The 17,708-nt window shown below is 68.6% G+C and carries 19 protein-coding genes; 13 read left to right on the forward strand and 6 right to left on the reverse strand.

Annotated features, from left to right (window positions below):
* Positions 1-26 precede the first annotated feature (26 nt).
* The 4 genes from EV648_RS10525 to EV648_RS10540 all read left to right on the forward strand — a co-directional run bounded on the left by EV648_RS10525 (position 27) and on the right by EV648_RS10540 (position 4,011).
* Positions 27-1,190, forward strand: a complete 1,164-nt coding sequence (locus tag EV648_RS10525; RefSeq protein WP_132288296.1) for a Gfo/Idh/MocA family protein — start codon at positions 27-29, stop codon at positions 1,188-1,190.
* Entirely contained in the window at positions 1,187-2,362 is a 1,176-nt protein-coding gene (locus EV648_RS10530) for a dihydrodipicolinate synthase family protein (RefSeq protein WP_132288299.1), read from the forward strand. Before EV648_RS10525 ends, EV648_RS10530 begins: the two co-directional genes overlap by 4 nt.
* Positions 2,359-3,174, forward strand: coding sequence for a sugar phosphate isomerase/epimerase (locus tag EV648_RS10535; RefSeq protein ID WP_132288302.1), 816 nt, complete (start codon positions 2,359-2,361; stop codon positions 3,172-3,174). The genes EV648_RS10530 and EV648_RS10535 overlap by 4 nt, the downstream gene beginning before the upstream one ends.
* Before the next feature lie 78 nt (positions 3,175-3,252).
* Positions 3,253-4,011 (forward strand): sugar phosphate isomerase/epimerase, encoded by a 759-nt coding sequence (locus EV648_RS10540; RefSeq protein ID WP_132288305.1) that lies wholly within the window; start codon positions 3,253-3,255, stop codon positions 4,009-4,011.
* Between the two features lie 216 nt (positions 4,012-4,227).
* On the opposite strand, the gene EV648_RS10545 is transcribed toward EV648_RS10540, so the two are convergent.
* Positions 4,228-4,986 (reverse strand): collagen-like protein, encoded by a 759-nt coding sequence (locus tag EV648_RS10545; RefSeq protein WP_132288308.1) that lies wholly within the window; start codon positions 4,984-4,986, stop codon positions 4,228-4,230.
* 114 nt (positions 4,987-5,100) lie between these two features.
* Positions 5,101-5,385: a helix-turn-helix domain-containing protein gene (locus EV648_RS10550; RefSeq protein ID WP_132288311.1), complete on the reverse strand. Its 285-nt coding sequence runs from the start codon at positions 5,383-5,385 to the stop codon at positions 5,101-5,103.
* 464 nt (positions 5,386-5,849) lie between these two features.
* On the opposite strand from EV648_RS10550, the gene EV648_RS10555 reads away from it, so the two are divergent.
* Both EV648_RS10555 and EV648_RS10560 read left to right on the forward strand, forming a co-directional pair.
* Positions 5,850-7,862, forward strand: a complete 2,013-nt coding sequence (locus EV648_RS10555; protein ID WP_132288314.1) for a DUF1906 domain-containing protein — start codon at positions 5,850-5,852, stop codon at positions 7,860-7,862.
* 407 nt (positions 7,863-8,269) lie between these two features.
* A complete protein-coding gene (locus EV648_RS10560; protein ID WP_241995022.1) occupies positions 8,270-9,709 on the forward strand; it encodes a diguanylate cyclase domain-containing protein in 1,440 nt (479 codons plus the stop codon).
* A 42-nt stretch (positions 9,710-9,751) separates the two neighbouring features.
* Here the strand turns inward: EV648_RS10560 and EV648_RS10565 are convergent, their stop codons facing one another.
* Positions 9,752-10,243 (reverse strand): hypothetical protein, encoded by a 492-nt coding sequence (locus EV648_RS10565; RefSeq protein WP_132288317.1) that lies wholly within the window; start codon positions 10,241-10,243, stop codon positions 9,752-9,754.
* An 89-nt stretch (positions 10,244-10,332) separates the two neighbouring features.
* Here EV648_RS10565 and EV648_RS10570 point away from each other — a divergent pair, with 89 nt between their 5' ends.
* Positions 10,333-11,061 (forward strand): phosphotransferase, encoded by a 729-nt coding sequence (locus EV648_RS10570; protein WP_132288320.1) that lies wholly within the window; start codon positions 10,333-10,335, stop codon positions 11,059-11,061.
* On the opposite strand, the gene EV648_RS10575 is transcribed toward EV648_RS10570, so the two are convergent.
* Entirely contained in the window at positions 11,026-11,508 is a 483-nt protein-coding gene (locus EV648_RS10575; RefSeq protein WP_132288323.1) for a GNAT family N-acetyltransferase, read from the reverse strand. The genes EV648_RS10570 and EV648_RS10575 overlap by 36 nt on opposite strands.
* Here EV648_RS10575 and EV648_RS42540 point away from each other — a divergent pair.
* From EV648_RS42540 to EV648_RS10595, 5 genes are all read left to right on the forward strand, one after another.
* On the forward strand, positions 11,507-11,674 hold the full coding sequence (locus tag EV648_RS42540) for a hypothetical protein (RefSeq protein WP_158293958.1): 168 nt from the start codon (positions 11,507-11,509) through the stop codon (positions 11,672-11,674). The genes EV648_RS10575 and EV648_RS42540 overlap by 2 nt on opposite strands.
* A 90-nt stretch (positions 11,675-11,764) precedes the next feature.
* On the forward strand, positions 11,765-12,640 hold the full coding sequence (locus EV648_RS10580; RefSeq protein WP_132288326.1) for an aldo/keto reductase: 876 nt from the start codon (positions 11,765-11,767) through the stop codon (positions 12,638-12,640).
* 97 nt (positions 12,641-12,737) lie between these two features.
* Complete coding sequence (locus EV648_RS10585) at positions 12,738-13,082, forward strand: tetratricopeptide repeat protein (protein ID WP_132288329.1); 345 nt, start codon at positions 12,738-12,740, stop codon at positions 13,080-13,082.
* 1,015 nt (positions 13,083-14,097) lie between these two features.
* Positions 14,098-15,228 (forward strand): LLM class flavin-dependent oxidoreductase, encoded by a 1,131-nt coding sequence (locus EV648_RS10590; protein WP_132288332.1) that lies wholly within the window; start codon positions 14,098-14,100, stop codon positions 15,226-15,228.
* Positions 15,225-15,827 (forward strand): FMN reductase, encoded by a 603-nt coding sequence (locus tag EV648_RS10595; RefSeq protein ID WP_132288335.1) that lies wholly within the window; start codon positions 15,225-15,227, stop codon positions 15,825-15,827. Before EV648_RS10590 ends, EV648_RS10595 begins: the two co-directional genes overlap by 4 nt.
* Before the next feature lie 77 nt (positions 15,828-15,904).
* On the opposite strand, the gene EV648_RS10600 is transcribed toward EV648_RS10595, so the two are convergent.
* A complete protein-coding gene (locus EV648_RS10600; RefSeq protein WP_132288338.1) occupies positions 15,905-16,672 on the reverse strand; it encodes an SDR family NAD(P)-dependent oxidoreductase in 768 nt (255 codons plus the stop codon).
* Positions 16,673-16,758: 86 nt separating this feature from the next.
* On the opposite strand from EV648_RS10600, the gene EV648_RS10605 reads away from it, so the two are divergent.
* Positions 16,759-17,298, forward strand: coding sequence for a GNAT family N-acetyltransferase (locus EV648_RS10605; RefSeq protein WP_132288341.1), 540 nt, complete (start codon positions 16,759-16,761; stop codon positions 17,296-17,298).
* A 6-nt stretch (positions 17,299-17,304) separates the two neighbouring features.
* On the opposite strand, the gene EV648_RS10610 is transcribed toward EV648_RS10605, so the two are convergent.
* On the reverse strand, positions 17,305-17,706 hold the full coding sequence (locus tag EV648_RS10610) for a VOC family protein (RefSeq protein WP_132288344.1): 402 nt from the start codon (positions 17,704-17,706) through the stop codon (positions 17,305-17,307).
* Between the last annotated feature and the right edge of the window lie 2 nt (positions 17,707-17,708).

Consider the following 17,708-nt stretch of genomic DNA (forward strand, 5'->3'; position numbering starts at 1 on the left):
ACGATGCGCCGAAGAGAGGCAGCACAGTGAACGATCGACACGTCGGCATCGTGATGAACGGCGTCACCGGCCGGATGGGCCTGCGCCAGCACCTGGAGCGCTCCATCGTGGCGATCCGCGAGCAGGGCGGTCTCCCGGCCGCGGACGGGTCGATGATCATCCCCGAACCGATCCTGGTCGGCCGCAACGAGCTCAAGCTCCGCCGGATCGCGGACCAGTACGGGCTGACCCGCTGGACCACCGACCTGTCCGAGGCGCTGGCCGAGCCGGACGTCGAGATCTACTTCGACTCCCAGCTCACCCAGCTGCGGGAGAAGGGGGTGCGCGCGGCGGTCGAGGCCGGCAAGGCGATCTACTGCGAGAAGCCGATCGCCGAGGGCCTGCAGGCGGCCGTCGACCTGGCCCGGCTGGTCCGCGACTCCGGGCTGAAGAACGGCGTCGTCCAGGACAAGCTGTCACTGCCGGGCCTGCGCAAGCTGAAGCGGCTCGTCGACGGCGGCTTCTTCGGCAAGATCCTCTCGATCCGCGGCGAGTTCGGCTACTGGGTCTTCGAGGGCGACTGGCAGGAGGCGCAGCGCCCGGCCTGGAACTACAAGAGCGAAGAAGGCGGCGGCATCGTCGTCGACATGTTCTGCCACTGGAGGTACGTGCTCGACCAGATCTTCGCCCCGGTCAAGTCCGTCTACTGCCAGGGCGCCACCCACATCCCGACCCGGTACGACGAGCAGGGGCAGGCGTACACCGCCTCCGCCGAGGACGCGGCGTACGGAATCTTCGAGCTGGAGGGCGGCGTCGTCGCGCAGCTGAACTCATCCTGGGCCACCCGGGTGTTCCGCGACGAGCTGGTCGAGTTCCAGGTCGACGGCACCGAGGGCAGCGCGGTCGCGGGGCTGCGCAACTGCCGCGCCCAGCACCGCTCCGCCACCCCGAAGCCGATCTGGAACCCGGATCTGCCGGCCGCGTACTCGTTCCGCGACCAGTGGGCCGAGGTGCCGGACAACGAGGTGTTCGACAACGGCTTCAAGGTGCAGTGGGAGATGTTCCTGCGGCACGTGGTCGAGGATGCGCCCTTCACCTGGGACTTCGTCGAGGGCGCCAAGGGCGTCCAGCTCGCGGAGCTCGGCCTGCAGTCGTGGCGCGAGGGCCGCAAGCTGGAGGTTCCCCCGCTCGACCTCGAGGGCAAGGCATGACGCTGTCCCTGCGCCTGCCCGACGGTGCCGGTGGTCGGCAGACCTACCTGCTCGTCGGTCAACCCATTGCCCACGGCAACTATGCACCCGCGACCAGCCGGATGGCCTTCGCGGCGGCCCATGTCGTCCCGGATCCGCTGGCGGACAACTCGCCGGGGGCGCCCGCCGTGATCGACTGGGAGCACACGCTGGAGTTCCGGCGGCACCTGTGGTCGCTGGGCCTGTCCGTGGCCGAGGCGATGGACACCGCCCAACGTGGGATGGGGCTGGACTGGGCCGCCACGCAGGAGCTGATCCGCCGCTCAGCCGCCGAGGCGCCGACCCGCGCTGACGACGCGACGAAGCGGATCGCGGTGGGTGTCGGCACCGATCAGCTCGCGGCCGGCATGCATCCGCTGGACGCGGTGATCGCGGCGTACGAGGAGCAGCTCGCGGTGGCCGAGGAGGCCGGCGCGCAGCCGATCCTGATGGCCAGCCGGGCGTTGTGCGCGGCCGCCGGATCGCCGGACGACTACCGGAAGGTCTACGACCGGTTGCTGAGCCAGTCGTCGCGACCGGTGATCCTGCACTGGCTGGGCTCGATGTTCGACCCCGCGCTGGAGGGCTACTGGGGCAGCGACTCGCTCGACACCGCGGCCGACATGGTCGTCGAGCTGATCAACGAGAACGCGGCCCACGTGGACGGCATCAAGGTCTCGTTGCTCGACGCCTCGAAGGAGGTTGCCCTGCGCAACCGCCTGCCCGAGGGCGTCCGGCTCTACACCGGTGACGACTTCAACTACCCGTCGCTGATCCGTGGGGACGGTGAGCGCTACAGCGACGCCCTGCTCGGGATCTTCGCCGCGATCGCCCCGGCCGCGGCCGCCGCGTTGAAGGCGCTGGACGAGGGCGACCTCACGCAGTACGACGAGATCTTCGCGCCGACCGTGCCGCTGGCCCGGCAGATCTTCTCGGCGCCGACGTACTACTACAAGACCGGGATCGCCTTCCTGGCCTGGCTGAACGGGCACCAGCCCGGGTTCGGCATGGTCGGCGGGCTGCAGACCGGGCGGTCGCTGCCACACCTCGCGGACACCTTCCGCCTGGCCGATGCGGCCGGAGTACTGACGAATCCCGAGCTCGCGGTTGACCGCTTCCGCAAGCTGCTGGTGGTGGGCGGGGTCGACGCATGAACCGCTACAGCCTGAACCAGGCGACCACCAAGTACTGGTCGCTCGAGGAGGTCGTCGCCGCGAGCGCCGAAGCCGGGCTGTCCTGGATCGGCCTGTGGCGCGAACCGATCCAGGAGTACGGCGTCGAGCGGTCCGCGAAGCTGGTCGCCGACGCGGGCCTGCGGGTCTCCTCCTTGTGCCGGAGCGGGTTCTTCACCTCGACCGATGCGGCCGAGCGGCAGGCCAAGATCGAGGACAACCACCGCGCGATCGACGAGGCCGCCACGCTCGGCACCGACGTACTGGTGCTGGTCAGCGGCGGGTTGCCGGCCGGATCACGGGATCTCGACGGCGCCCGGGGGATGGTTCGGGACGGCCTGGCCGAACTGGCGCCCTACGCGGAGGAGCGGGGCGTGCGTCTCGCGGTGGAGGCGTTGCACCCGATGTTCTGCTCCGACCGATGCGTGGTGTCGTCCCTAGGCGGGGCGCTCGACCTGGCCGAGCAGTTCCCGTCCTCGCAGGTCGGCGTGATCGTCGACGCCTACCACCTGTGGTGGGACGCGGACGTGTACCGGCAGATCGAGCGGGCCGGCGACCGGATCTGCTCCTACCAGGTGAGCGACTGGGTGGTCCCGCTACCGGCCGACACCCTGCTCGGCCGCGGCATGATGGGCGACGGCGCGATCGAGCTGCGCCGGCTGCGCGAGGCCTGCGACGCCGCCGGGTACGACGGCCCGGTCGAGGTGGAGATCTTCAACCAGGACCTCTGGGACGCGCCGGGGCAAGAGGTGTTCGACCTGGCCCTCGCCCGCTACCGGGAACACGTTGCCTGACGCAACAACTTTCACCATGCCACCGAACCATCCCCGCAGCGATACAAGAATCCTCTCACTCGAAGGAGCGCACTCCGTATGAGCGACCGGACCATTCCCGCCGACGGCATCGGCATGCACCTCTACACCATGCGCGGCCCCCTCGCCGAGGACTACCCCGGCACCCTGGAGCGGCTGGCGGAGATCGGCTACCGGACAGTCGGGGTGAGTGGCCGGTTCGGTCACTCCGCGGCCGAGATCCGGTCCTTCGCCGATGACGCCGGACTGAAGATCGTGCTCGAGCACGTCGGGTACAACCGCCTGACGGAGGACTGGGACGGCGCGCTGGCCGACGTACGGACGCTGGGCGGCCAGTGGATCGTCGTCCCCTCGCTGCCGACGGAACTGCGCACGGTCGAGGGCTTCCGGGAGGCCGCGGCCGCCTTCAGCCTGGCCGGGAAGGCCGCGCGGGAGGCGGGCCTGAAGCTGCTCTTCCACAACCACGGCCACGACTTCGCCGAGGTCGACGGCCAGGTGCTGTTCGACATCCTGCTGGACGAGGTCGAGCCCGATCTGCTCGGCTTCGAACTGGACCTGTACTGGGTGGTCAACGGCGGTAAGGACCCGGTCGACTACTTCCGCGACCACCCGGGCCGGTTCCCCGCGCTGCACGTCAAGGACATGGCGGCGGACGGGTCGTGGGAGGACGTCGGGGCCGGCCGGCTGGACTTCCGGGCGATCTTCGCGCTGGCCGGACAGGGCGGCGTCGAGCAGTGGCTGGTCGAGCACGACGCACCGACGGATCCCTGGGTCTCGGCCCGGACGAGCTACCGGTCGCTGGCGGACCTCAGGTACTGAAAAAGTCCAGCCCGGTGCGCGGCGACGTCTGATCCTCAACGCCACACACGCAGCGGCTACCGGAACCCCCGATTCCACCATCCGCAGCAAGGCACCACCGTGAGGCTCGAGATCCTCCAAAAACGACATGGCCGTCGCAACTCCTCAGATCGAGGTGTTGCGACGACCACGTGAACCCGCCGTCCGAGGTCGGGGGCCTTTTGTCGTTGCGGGTGGTTAGCCGATCTTGACTGCGGTGACCTGCCCGGAAGCCGAGATCTGGCCGCCACCGAAGGAACTGCGGTCCTCGTTGTAGCCGAAGCCGCGCACGGTGATCTCGGTGGCCCCGTCCACCGTGACGGTCGCGACGCTGGAGCCGGTCAGTTCGGTGAAGCCCGCCCGAGAGATCGCGGTGCCCATGATCGTGCCCGCGTCACCGTCGCTGCCGTACCGCAGAGAGAGCTGCGGCATGGTGTCGGTGGTCGGCTGCTCGTAGCCCTCGCTGCCCTTGTCCTTGCGGTCGAAGACGACTCGGGCGTTGACCAGGTACGTACCGGCCGACGGGAGGCTGACCGTAGTGATCTGGGTCGCGTTGGCCCCGTAGGAGCCCCCGATCTTCTCGATGACGGTCGGGGCGAACGTCTTGTTCACGCTGACCGCGACACCCGGCTTGCCATCGGCACCGTCCTTGCCGGGAGCACCCGGAGCGCCGTCCTTGCCAGCCGGACCAACGGTGCCACCGCCCGACTTGATGAGGGTCTGCGTGTTCCCGTCGAGATCGGTCCACCCGAGCGAGTTGGTCTTGATGTCGACCCCGGTCAGGCTGTTGTTCACGACCTGCCCCGATGCCACGGAGTTCGCGCACAGGGGGTACGTCAGGGTCCGACACCCAGTCCCCCCGGCCGCGTTTGCAGCAACCGCTCCCCCGACCACGATCGTGGCGGCTGCCGCAAACCCCGCGACGAGCTTCTTCTTCTTGCTGTTGAACAGCTTCACGTGCGTCCCCTCTTGAGCCCCAGTCACCCCAATCGGACTGGGTGCGGGAGGACGCTATCAGGACCAGACCGCAATGGGGAACCCACTCTCGCCACGGGAAATCCAGGCTGACTCTCAGTCGCGTCGGCGGTCGAGCCCCAGGCGTCGCATGTCTTCCGGATCGAGGCCGCGGAGCAGCTCTTGCAGGTCCACGTCGAGCGCCCGACAGAGCTTCACCATGTCGGCCATCGTTACTCGCCGACGCCCGTTCTCCAGGTCGCCCACCACTGGAGGAGACCAGCCAAGATCGGCGGCGAGGTCGGCCTGGCGTTCCTGCCGGCGCGCTCGAACAGCGCGCACGTTCGCCGCAATCAGCGCGTCGATCGGATCAGGCTTGGCGGGCACAGCGTCATCGTTCACAGTCCTCCTCCCGTCCGCGACTCGCTAATGCCGCTACCTCGATGATCGTAGCTGGGCAACAGAGCGTGCGGATTTGAGATAGAGATATTAGCTTTCCGACAACGGGAAATCCACCACAGCGATCTGGGGGTGAGATGTACAGAGCTGGCGCGGCAAGGACGCCGACGGCATCGCGGGCAAGCAGACGGTCAAGCGGCTCGGCCTGTTCTGGGTACCCGAGTAGGCCCCGAGTAGTTTGACGAGTTGTTGCCGAAGAATTGCAGGAAGTTGCAACGACCCGGAGCGCTGACGGCGGTGGTCTGTCGATAGCATTCGCGGATCGGGGCGAGTGCTGGGGGCTATTCGACAGACCACCGCACGCTCGCCTTGGATTGACCGGGGCTGGGGATGTGGGGCGGGCGGTCACATTCTGGGGCAGCCGTTCGTCTTCGTGAGGAGCTTTGGTGAGGTTAAAGGGTCCTGCTGTGCTGGCTACTGTCGTCGCCGTGATCGGGGGCGTCGCGGCCGGGGCGGCAGCCGATGCGGCCGACCTCCAGACCGTGTCGTACCGCGGCTACGAGGTGACTGTCCCGGCGGGCTGGCCGGTGATCGACCTGGCCAAGGACCCGACGGCCTGCGTGCGATTCGACCGCCCGGCGGTGTACCTGGGCCGCAGTACGGCGCAGGCTGACTGCCCGGCGCACCAGGTCGGCCGGAGCGAGGGGCTCGTGCTCGAGCCCCTCACCACCGCCGCCCGGTCGGCCGACGGCGAGATCCAGGTCGCGGTCAAGGACGCCGCGGTGCTGGCGACCGCGTACTACGGTCCCGGCGCGGAGCAGGCCGCTCGGAAGGTGCTCGCCACTGGACGAGTGACCGCCAAGACCACGAGCAGCCAGGGCACCCAGCGGGCACAGGCGGCCGCGCCGTCGATCATTGCCACCGGCACCATCGCGTCTCCCGGCTTCGACGCCTGCGCTGCGCCGAGCCAGGCCGCAATGGACGCGTGGTTGTCCCCGGCATCGCCTTACCGTGCCGTCGGCATCTACATCAGCGGCGGGCTGCGCGCCTGCGGCCAGCCGAACCTGACCGCCGGCTGGGTCGCTGCCAACCACGCCAAGGGCTGGCAGTTCCTGCTGATCGACGTCGGCATGCAGGCACCGTGCACCACCTTCAGCAGCAAGATGTCGACCGTCCCCGCGACGGCCTTGGCGCAGGGCAAGGCGGCGGCCGCCAACGCGGTCGCCCAGGCGCAGGCACTCGGCTTCGCGCAGCGCAGCGCGATCTACAGCGACATCGAGGCCTATCCTTCGACGACTGCCTGCAAGGCCTCGGTGCTGTCCTACGTCAGCGGCTGGACGCAGGAGCTCAACACTCGCGGCTACGTCGGCGGCGTGTACGTCGCGGCCGGGTCGGGTGGGGTCGACCTGTCCAGCGCCTACGCCAGTACTGCGTACACGCGGCCGGACAACCTCTGGTTCGCCCACTGGGGTTCGACGCCGGCCGGCACCAGCCGATTCATCCCGGCCACCTACTGGAACATGCACCAGCGCGTGCACCAGAACGTGGGCAACGTGACCGAGACCCACGGTGGCGTGACCATGAACATCGACGGCAACGCGCTGAACCTGACCGCGCCGCCTCCTGCCGTCACCGGCTTCGACGCCACCGGCAGCAACACCACCGCCACACTGCGGTGGACGGTCCCCATCGGCACCAAGGTCAGCCAGATCCTGGTCCGCCGCAACACCGGCACGACCCCGCCGGCGCTCCCGACATCCGGCACGACGGTCTACACCGGCACCGCCAGTACTGCCTACGTCACCGGCCTGGCGAACGGCGCCAGCTACACCTTCCGGACCTGGATCAAGGACAACTACGGCAAGTACGGCCCCGGGGCTGACACCTACCTCGCCGGCACGAAGGTCTCGATCGCGACCACCGCCTCGGTGCTCATCTACACCGGCTCTGCGACACTGTCCACCAAGGTCACTCGGACGGACACCGGTGCCGCGGTGGCCGGCGTACCGGTGACGCTGTACTCGAAGGCGAAGAATTCCACGCGCTGGACGACGGTCGGGACGACCACCTCGTCGGCGACGGGTGACGTGACCCGGGTGGTGAAGCCCGCCGTCTCCACCAGTTACATGTGGGGCTACAACGGCTCGGGGGATCTGCTCGGCTCCCGGAGTGCCGCGGTGATGGTCGAGGTCCGCCCGGCGATGTCGGCGTACCTCAGCCCGGCGGCGATCAGGCTGGGCGCGACCACCTCGTTCTACGGGTACCTGAACCCGCCGCACACGGGGATGAGCGTCTACCTCCAGCGGCGCTCCGGTACCAGCTGGCTGAACGTCGCCAACGTCAAGCTGTCCACCAACGGCAGGTACGCCTTCGGCATCAAGCCCACCACCCGCGGCACCTACACCTACCGCGTCGTCTGGTACGCCGACGCCGACCACCAGGGCACCCAGACCGTCTCGAAGGTCCTCACCGTCAGCTGACCCGCTCGTACGTCCGTCGAGCCCCCTCCAGTCGGTGGAGCGGGGCTCGACGGCGTTTCGTGCGGCGTGGAACGTCTGACTTCTCTCGCGGAGCGATGACGGCCGCCGCTTCAGTTATCCCCGGTGACCGATGATCCGGATGAGGGCCCGAGTGGCTGGACGGCGGCCTGCGGCGACCGCAGGTGTGAGGTCCGAATCCCCTTAAGCCACGGAAGCTCACCGTCCGTGGCGGCAGGCGTATTCTCGTCACTGACAGCAGGGGTTACGACTTCCGTCCGGCGTATCGGTCGACCTCGGCGTGTCGGAGAACGTTGTCCGGCTGGCTCGATCTGTCACTCTGTAAAGGGACCCTCACCACGGCGGGGCCCCGTGAGGCCGCCGATCGCCGTGACGCCGGAGAGACACACGTGCAGAACGAGCCCACCGTGCGGATGACGGCAGTTCGCCGTCTCTACGAGGTGAGCGCCCGGATGGGCGCCGGGCGGAGCCTGGGCGAAACCCTGCAGGCGGTGGTGGACGGAGTCGTCACCGGCCTGGGCTTCGGCATCGCCGTGCTGAACCTGCGCCACCCCGACGGGAAGTTCGAGGTGATCGCCGTCGCGGGGTCGCCCGAAGCCCGGGAGGCCCTGCTCGGCACCGTCAGCGCCGCCGACATCTTCGACGCCGAGTTCGAGATCGCGGACAAGTGGGGCGGGCTCCGGTTCGTCCCGCACGAGCGATTGCCCGAGGGCGAGGTGATCGGCTGGGTGCCGGAGATCCCGGTCTCGGAGGATCCCGCCGCCTGGCATCCGCTGGACGCGTTGTTCGCGCCGCTGTACTCCCCGAACGGCGAGCTCGTCGGCATGCTCGCGGTAGACCTGCCGGAGGACCAGCGCCGCCCGGGGCCGATCCACCGCGAACTGCTGGAGATCTTCGCGACCCAGGCGGGACTGGCGATCGACAAGGCCCGGCTGACGGACCAGCTGCTCGCCGAGAAGGCCCGGCTGGAGGCCAGCGAGACCACCTTCCGGCTCGTCTTCGAGGGCGCCGGCAACGGGATGGCGACGATTGCCTTCGACGGCCCGGAGGCCGGTCGCGTACTGCGGGTCAACGACGCCTTCTGCCGGATCACCGGGTACACCCCCGGCCAGTTGGTCGGCACCACCTTCGTGGACTACCTGCGCGACGAGGACTCGAACCAGACCGAGCGCGAGATCGAGCACCTCAGCACCGGCAAGGGCCCGTACCGGTTCGAGCGGACCTTCCGGCGGACCGACGGGAACGACATCTGGCTGGGCGGCACCGCCGCGATCGTTGACCAGGGCAAGGATCAGCCGCGGATCATCCTGATCCAGATCGACGACGTGACCGCGCGCAAGGACGAGGAGCGCGAGCTGCGGCACCACGCCGCGCACGACCCGCTCACCGGCCTGCCCAACCGGCGGCTGCTGCAGCACCACTTCACCTCGGCGCTGCAGAGATCACGGCAGACCGGGCGGCGCGGGGCGCTGCTGTTCTGCGACCTGAACCACTTCAAGCAGGTCAACGACAAGTACGGGCACGAGGCCGGCGACAAGGCGCTCCGCGAGATCGCCGACCGCCTGCTCACCGAGGTCCGGCACGGCGACACCGTGGCGCGACTGGGCGGCGACGAGTTCGCGATCCTGGCCGAGGACATCGACGGCGACGCCCTCGACATGCTGACGAACCGCCTCGAGGAGGCGATCAGCCGCCCGCTCGAGGGCGTCGACGTCGCGGTCACCGCCAGCATCGGCACCGCCATCGTCAGCCCCTACGCCTCCGACCTCAACGAACTCCTCCGCACCGCCGACAACGCCATGTACGAAGCAAAACGCCACCGCCGCTGACAACGAGGCGGCGCGGGAGACGTGGGCCCCGGCCGTCGGCGGCTACTTGTCGCGACGGGGTTTGCGGGGGCGGCGAGGGTTGTTGGGGTTGGGGCGGGGCTTGCTGTGGCGATCGTCGTCCCAGGTCTTGAGGCGGAGGATGCAGAACTGGTTGTAGCGCTCGATCGAGGCGAGCTGGCCGACTCCGTAGAACGCGAAGATCGGGGTCCAGCGGGCCTTGCCGATGGCCGACTGCCAGCGGACCGCCGGGAAGTCGGTGATCCGGATGATCCGGTCCCTGGGGATCCGCCGGCTCCGCACCAAGCCGCGGACCTCGATCCCCTCAGCTCCGTACCGCACGCCCATCCGGAAGCTCCTGAGCGCCAGGAAAGCGCTCAGCGCCACGACCAGAGCGGCGATCCCGAGGATCAGCGGCTCCGGCCCCTGGGTGTCGATCAGGTAGCCGACGACGACTCCACCCAGCGCCAGCCAGAACAGCACCTGCGCGATCCGGCTGATCAGTTGCTGGCTCATCTCGTTCCCAGGTCGTTCCACGGGTCCGACTAGATCACGGCCGGCCCGGTTCGGCGTACCGGGGGAGAAAGGAAGTGCGGTCAACGTCACGGCTGGGAGAGGGTGGTGCGGTGGACGAGCAACCGCTGCCGGGTGGATTCGTGACCGTGGTGATCCGCAAGGGCGACACCGTACGGCGCGAGCCGGCCGCGCGGGCCGCCTTCGTGCACGACCTGCTCCGGGCCCTCGACGAGTGGCCCGGCGCCCCGCGGTTCCTCGGGATCGACGACGAGGGCCGGGAGATCCTCAGCTTCATCGACGGGTACGTCGCCTGGCAGGAGCCGCACAAGCCCGCGATCTCCACCGACCCGGTACTGCGCTCCGTCGGCCGCCTGGTCCGCGAGTTCCACGACCTCACCGCCGGTACTGCGCTGGCGGGCGACCAGGAGGTCGTCTGCCACAACGACCTCTCCCCGAAGAACACCGTGTACTCCGCGGACGGCGCCGAGGCGATTGCCTTCATCGACTGGGACATCGCCGCCCCTGGCCGCCGCATCCACGACATCGCCTTCATCTGCTGGCAGTACTCCACTCCCGGCAGCCCGGCCCACGTCGCCACCCAATGGCGCGCCCTGCTCGACGCCTACGGCCCGGCCGACACGTCAGACCTGATCGACACGATCCTCTGGTGGCAACACCGCACCTGGACCGGGATCGAGACCGAGGCGGCCGAGGGCAACCCGGCAAAGGCCCGCCTTGTCGCCCTGGACATCCCAGCCCAGCTCCGCCAGACCGAGGAGTGGACCCGCACCAACTCCGCAGTACTAGCTGCCGAGCTGCGTCAGGGCGGTGTCGGTTAGGCGGAAGGTGGTCCACTCGTCCTGGGGCAGAGCGCCGAGGGACTTGTAGAAGTCGATGGCGGGCGTGTTCCAGTCGAGGACGGACCACTCGAGGCGTTCGTAGCCGTTGCTGACGCACTCCTGGGCGAGAGCGATGAGGAGGGCTTTGCCGAGGCCGGAACCCCGTTGCTCCGGGCGGACGAAGAGGTCCTCCAGATAGATGCCGTGCACGCCGCGCCAGGTGGAGAAGTTCAGGAACCACAGCGCGCAGCCGACCACCTCGCCACCGGTCTCCGCGACATGGCAGAAGACGGCCGGCTTGTCGCCGAACAAGGCCCCCTGCAACTGCTCCGCGGTCAACCGGCACTCCTGCGGCGCCCGCTCGTACTCCGCCAGCCCGTAGACCAGGTCGACGATCGCCGGTACGTCGTCCGGCCGGGCCCGGCGGATCCGCTCATCGTTCTGCATGCGCCCCATCCTGCCGTGTCGCGGCTACGTCCGGGTGACCGTCGACCAGCACCGCTGGCGCTCGGACTTCCGGGTCGTTCCGTTCGTGAGCCAGCCGGATGCGCCGATCAGCACCCGAGCGACCTACGTGGTCGAGGACCGCAACCCGCACGTGCACCTCGCCTGAGCCTCCCCGGAAGCATTCATCGTCAACAGCACTGACTCTTAGTGTTTTTTCCTGTTGGAATACTGATTCGCGCCGCGCAACGCTAGACGCATGGCATCTGAAACGAACAAGACCCGCCGGATCGGCGATGTCGAGGTCAGCGCGATCGGGCTCGGCGGTATGCCGATGTCGATCGAGGGCCGGCCCGACGAGGACCGGTCGATCGCGACCATCCACGCCGCGCTGGACGCCGGGATCACGCTGATCGACACGGCCGACGCGTACCACCTGACCGCGACCGACGACGGCCACAACGAGACGCTGATCGCCAAGGCACTCGCCACGTACGGCGGCGACACGTCCGGCGTGCTGGTGGCGACCAAGGGCGGCCACCTCCGTCCGGGCGACGGCTCCTGGACGCTGAACGGCTCGCCCGACTACCTCAAGCAGGCGGCCGAGGCGTCCCTCAAGCGACTCGGGGTCGACGCGATCGGCCTCTACCAGTTCCACCGGCCGGACCCGAAGACGCCGTACGAGGAGTCGATCGGCGCGATCCGGGACCTGCTCGACGCGGGCAAGATCCGGATGGCCGGCATCTCGAACGCGAACCCGGACCAGATCCGCCAGGCCAACGAGATCCTCGGCGGCCGGCTCGTCTCGGTCCAGAACCAGTTCTCGCCGGCCTTCCGGTCCAGCGAGCCCGAGCTGGAGCTGTGTGACGAGCTCGGCATCGCGTTCCTCCCGTGGTCCCCGCTCGGCGGCATCAGCAAGGCCGGCGACCTGGGCGACAAGCACCCTGCCTTCCACCGCATCGCCACCGAGCTCGGCATCAGCCCGCAGAAGCTCACGCTGGCCTGGATGCTGGCCAAGTCGCCGCACGTCATCCCGATCCCCGGTTCGAGCCGTCCCGAGACCATCCGCGACTCCTACACCGCGATCGACGTGACACTGACCCCGGACCAGGTCGCCGCCCTCGACGCCGCCTGATCACCTCTGCCCCACGCCCCGCAGTACCGGTGGAATAGGCCGGTACTGCGGGGCGTTACGGCTGCCGTTGTTCTTCAGCCGAGACGGAGGTTTGACCATGGAAGACATGCGCGCATTGAGCTACGGCCTCGGCCAGCAGTACTTCGAGGAGCGGGACTACCGGGGCGCGATCCGGGCCCTGCTCCCCATCGTCGAGGAGACCCCGGACGACATCGGCACGCGGCTGCTCCTGGCCCGCGCCTACTTCCACTCCGCCCTCCTCAAGCCCGCCGAGGAGCACCTGGTCGAGATCCTCGACCGTGCGCCGACCGAGTCCTACGCCCACCTGCTGATGGCCCGCACCCTCGAACGCCTCTCCCGGGCCGACGAGGCCACCAAGCACCGCCGGATCGCCGCCGCCCTGACCGGCGACGAATCCCTCCTGGCCTCCCAGAGCCTCTGAGCCCAGTCCGTCAGTCCTGGCGACGGGCTCGTTGGGCGGCCTCCAGGTCGGCGACCGTTCCAGTGGGCGATCCGCGCGCCGAACAGCGGGCCGGAGGCAGCTGAACCGCCGACGCGGCCGTTGTTGACCAGGGTGATGTCGGTCCGCGCGTTCTCGAACGGCATCGCCCGGTGGGTGTCGAAGGTGCCTTCGGCCATCCGGCCGCGGCGCCAGACGTTGCCGGCCGACAGGCCCTCCAGGTTCAACCCGTGATGGAGGGCCCCGGTCGGCAGCGGGACGGTGAACTGCTCGATCTCGAAGCCGTCCACCAGATTGTCGTGTGATTGCATCCGGCAGGCGAAGCTGTGGTGCGCGGACCGGCCGCCGACCACGACATCGGTCAGCGTGACGGCCTTGGTGGTGGTGAAACCGAAGCCGAGATCGCAGTTCTCCACCCGGACGTCGTCGGCCCAGCAGTCGTGAACCGCCTGGAAACAAAGGCCGTTCGACCCTGGATGGCGGTTGTGGATCGTCATCGGCCGGAGCTCATTGCGGATCGTCAGCGACTCCACCCCGACGTCGTGCACCGTCGGCCCGATCTCCCGGAGCCGCGACGGCCAGGCCGGACGCAGGTCGTACCGCACCGGCTGGGCCAACCTCACCAATCGATCACCGAGCACAGCCTCGATCCGCACCGGCCACTGCAGGGTCGCGTACTGGATGTACTGACCACCCGACCCGGTCGTGAGCTGCGGCGCCTTCGTCGGCCAGTCGTACTCCCGCGTCCCGGCGACATCCCCGGCCAAGCAGGAGGCGGCGGCTGAGCTTGGGGTGGTTCTGTGGCATGGGTGATGCTCCTCGGGACGGTGAGGTTTCGCGTGGCGGGACCTAGTTTCACCAGGTGGACCGGGATCTGACAAGAGGTCGGGGCCGGTCGGCCGGTACGCGAGGATGGAATACCGCACCCCGGGTTGCCGTTGAGGAGGGCAAGATAGTTTAATCTTGAATAGTCACTGAAAGAGACCAAGGAGCTCAGATGCAGTTCGGTGTGTTCACCGTCGGCGACGTGACCCAGGATCCGACCACCGGCCGGACCGTGAGCGAGGCCGAGCGGATCAAGGCGATGGTCGCCATCGCGGTCAAGGCCGAAGAGGTCGGCCTGGACGTCTTCGCCCAGGGCGAGCACCACAACCCGCCGTTCGTGCCGTCCTCGCCGACGACGATGCTGGGCTTCATCGCGGCGCAGACGTCGAAGATCATCCTGTCCACCTCGACCACGCTGATCACCACGAACGACCCGGTGAAGATCGCCGAGGACTACGCGATGCTGCAGCACCTGGCCGACGGCCGGGTCGACCTGATGATGGGCCGCGGCAACACCGGCCCGGTCTACCCGTGGTTCGGGCAGGACATCCGCAACGGCATCGCCCTGGCGGTCGAGAACTACGCGCTGCTGCGCCGCCTGTGGCGCGAGGACGTGGTCGACTGGGAAGGCAAGTTCCGCACCCCGCTGCAGGGCTTCACCTCGACGCCACGGCCGCTGGACGACGTACCGCCGTTCGTGTGGCACGGCTCGATCCGCAGCCCCGAGATCGCCGAGCAGGCCGCGTACTACGGCGACGGCTTCTTCCACAACAACATCTTCTGGCCGATCTCGCACACCAAGCAGATGATCGACCTGTACCGCCGCCGCTTCGAGCACTACGGGCACGGCGCCGCCGACCAGGCGATCGTCGGACTCGGCGGACAGGTGTTCATGCGGAAGAACTCGCAGGACGCCGTCAAGGAGTTCCGCCCGTACTTCGACAACGCGCCGGTCTACGGCCACGGGCCCTCGCTGGAGGACTTCACCCGGGAGACCCCGTTGACCGTGGGCAGCCCGCAGCAGGTGATCGAGCGGACACTGTCGTTCCGCGAGCACTTCGGCGACTACCAGCGGCAGCTGTTCCTGATGGACCACGCCGGCCTGCCGCTGAAGACGGTGCTGGAGCAGCTGGACATCCTCGGCTCCGAGGTCGTTCCGGTCCTGCGTAAGGAGTTCGAGGCGAAGCGCCCGGCCCAGGTGCCGGAGGCGCCGACCCATGCTTCACTGAAGGCGGCCGCCGAGCAGGCCCGCGAACTGGAGACCGTGAGCCCGGAGGTCGTGGGGCTGGAGGGGACCCGATGAAGGAACGCATCATCGCCGTGGTGACGGCCGGACTGACCGTCCCGTCGTCCACCCGGCTGCTTGCCGACCAGCTGGCCGCCGCCGTCCGGGATGCCCTGGACGGCCGCGGGACGCCGTACAAGGTCGAGATCATCGAGCTGCGCGACCACGCGCACGACCTGACGAACAACCTGCTGACCGGGTTCCCGACCGAGAGCCTGCGCAAGGTCCTGGACACCGTCGTCGCGGCCGACGCGTTGATCGCGGTGACGCCGACCTTCAGCGCGTCGTACAACGGGCTGTTCAAGATGTTCTTCGACGTGGTCGACGACAAGGCCCTGGCCGGCAAGCCGGTGTTGCTCGCGGCAACGGGCGGGACGGAGCGCCACTCGCTGGTGCTGGACTACGCACTGCGTCCGCTTTTCGCTTACCTGCAAGCGAATCCGATCCCGACCGGCGTCTACGCCGCCTCGACCGACTGGGGCGCGGGAGCAACCAAGCTTCACGCCCGCATCGAACGAGCCGCCAACGAACTGGTCAACACCATGAGCAACGACCAAACCGCCTCGGTCGACCCCTACACCACCCCGACCCCGTTCGAAGACCTCCTCAACGGCTGACAACTCGCCGCACCAAGTACGCCGTACCGTCTAACCGCGGTACGGCGTACTGGCTTCGGAGCTGCAAGCGGCCTGTACTACGGCATCAGCTGGCCGCCGTTGACCTCGACGATCTGGCCGGTTACGTAGCTGCTCATGGAGTCGGAGGCCAGGTAGAGGATGGTGCCGACGCATTCGTGCGGGGTGCCGGCGCGGCCCATCGGGATGGTGGCGAGCATGCCCTGCATCTGCTCCTCGCCGGTGTGGCGGTCGTGGAACGGGGTCTTGATGACGCCCGGCGAGATCGCGTTGACGCGGATGTTGTCGGTCGCCAGCTCCTTCGCGAGGCCGCGGGTGAACGTGCTCACCGCGCCCTTGCTGGTGGCGTAGACGACCGAGCCGCCGCCTCCGCCGTGCCGGCCCGCGATCGAGGTGACGTTGACGATCGCGCCGCCGCCCTGGGCCCGCAGTACCGGCACGATCCGGCGGCTCATCGCGAAGACCGAGGTCAGGTTCACGTCCATGATCCGGCGGAACTCCTCGTCCGGTACGTCGACCACCGGCGCGCGCTTGACCAGGTCGCCGGCGTTGTTCACCAGGAGGTCGATCTTCCCGTGCCGCGCGAGCACCTCGTCGACGAGGGCGCCGGCCGAGTCCGGGTTCGCCAGATCGGCCTGGTGGATCGTCGCCTGCCCGCCCGCGCTCGCGACCGCGTTCAGCGTGTGCCGGACACCCTCCTCGTTGTGGTGGTAGTGCAACGCGACAGTGGCTCCGGTCTCCGCGAAACCCACCGCGGCCGCGGCCCCGATCCCACTACTCGCTCCGGTGACAAGAACAACCTGATTCGTGAAATCGAGGAAAGTCATGCCCCAACCCTATGGGGCCACTCTGCGTCATCGCGTACGCGCCGTCTGGAGGTTTCGCGGCGCGAGCGCGGCGGTAGCCTCGTTGAATGGGGTATGACCTGGCGAGGCTTGATCTGCGCCGCTGGCGCGTGGCGGACGCGTTACGGCTGACCGCCGCTCATCAGGATCCCGACATGATCAACCAGGGCGGCATCCGCGACACCGCGTCCGCGGTCGACTGGATCGGGCGGGTCGCGGACCTCGACAACGGACACGTGTACGCCGTCGCCGATGCCGACGATCACCCGATCGGCTGTGTGGCGGTGACCAACATCGACCGCCACCAGGTCGGCTGGACGTGGTACTGGACCATCGCGGACATCCGCGGCCAAGGAGTCGCTCGGGATGCCCTGCGGGCTCTCGTCGACTGGGCCCACCACGACGCCGGGCTCTACCGGTTAGAGCTCGGCCACCGCACGAACAACCCGGCCTCCTGCGGCGTCGCAGCGAGCGCCGGCTTCCTGTTCGAGGGCCTCGAGCGCCAGCGCCTCGCGTACGACGGCACCCGGTTCGACGTGGAACGCCACGCCCGCCTGGCCTCTGACCCGCTCCAGACTCCTCAGCGCCCGGTGACCATCACCACCTGAGACCGTTCAGGTCTGCTGGGACGGCGACTGAAGCACGCAGAACTCGTTGCCGTCGGGATCGGCGAGCACGTGCCAGGTCCAGCAGGACTCCACGATCGGCTCCTCGGTCATCAGGGACGCACCCAGAGCACAGACGCGGTCGACCTCCGCATCGAGATCGTGCGTCCGCAGATCGAGATGCAGCCGGTTCTTGCCGTGCTTCTTGTCGTCGACCTTCTGCAGCAGCACCTCGATGCCGTTGCCGTCCGCCGGGAGCAGACTCAGATAACGCCCACTCGAATCGCCCTCCTGGACGAACCCGAGCACCTGCGTCCAGAAGTCGGCCGCCCGCTTCAGATCGGCTACGTCGACCACGATGACGAGTTCACCCTGCGCGTAGGACTGCGGAGTACGGGAGTTGTCCGGCATCG

Origin of the sequence: Kribbella sp. VKM Ac-2568 (assembly GCF_004345365.1) — a bacterium.
GTDB classification, from domain to species: Bacteria; Actinomycetota; Actinomycetes; order Propionibacteriales; family Kribbellaceae; genus Kribbella; species Kribbella orskensis.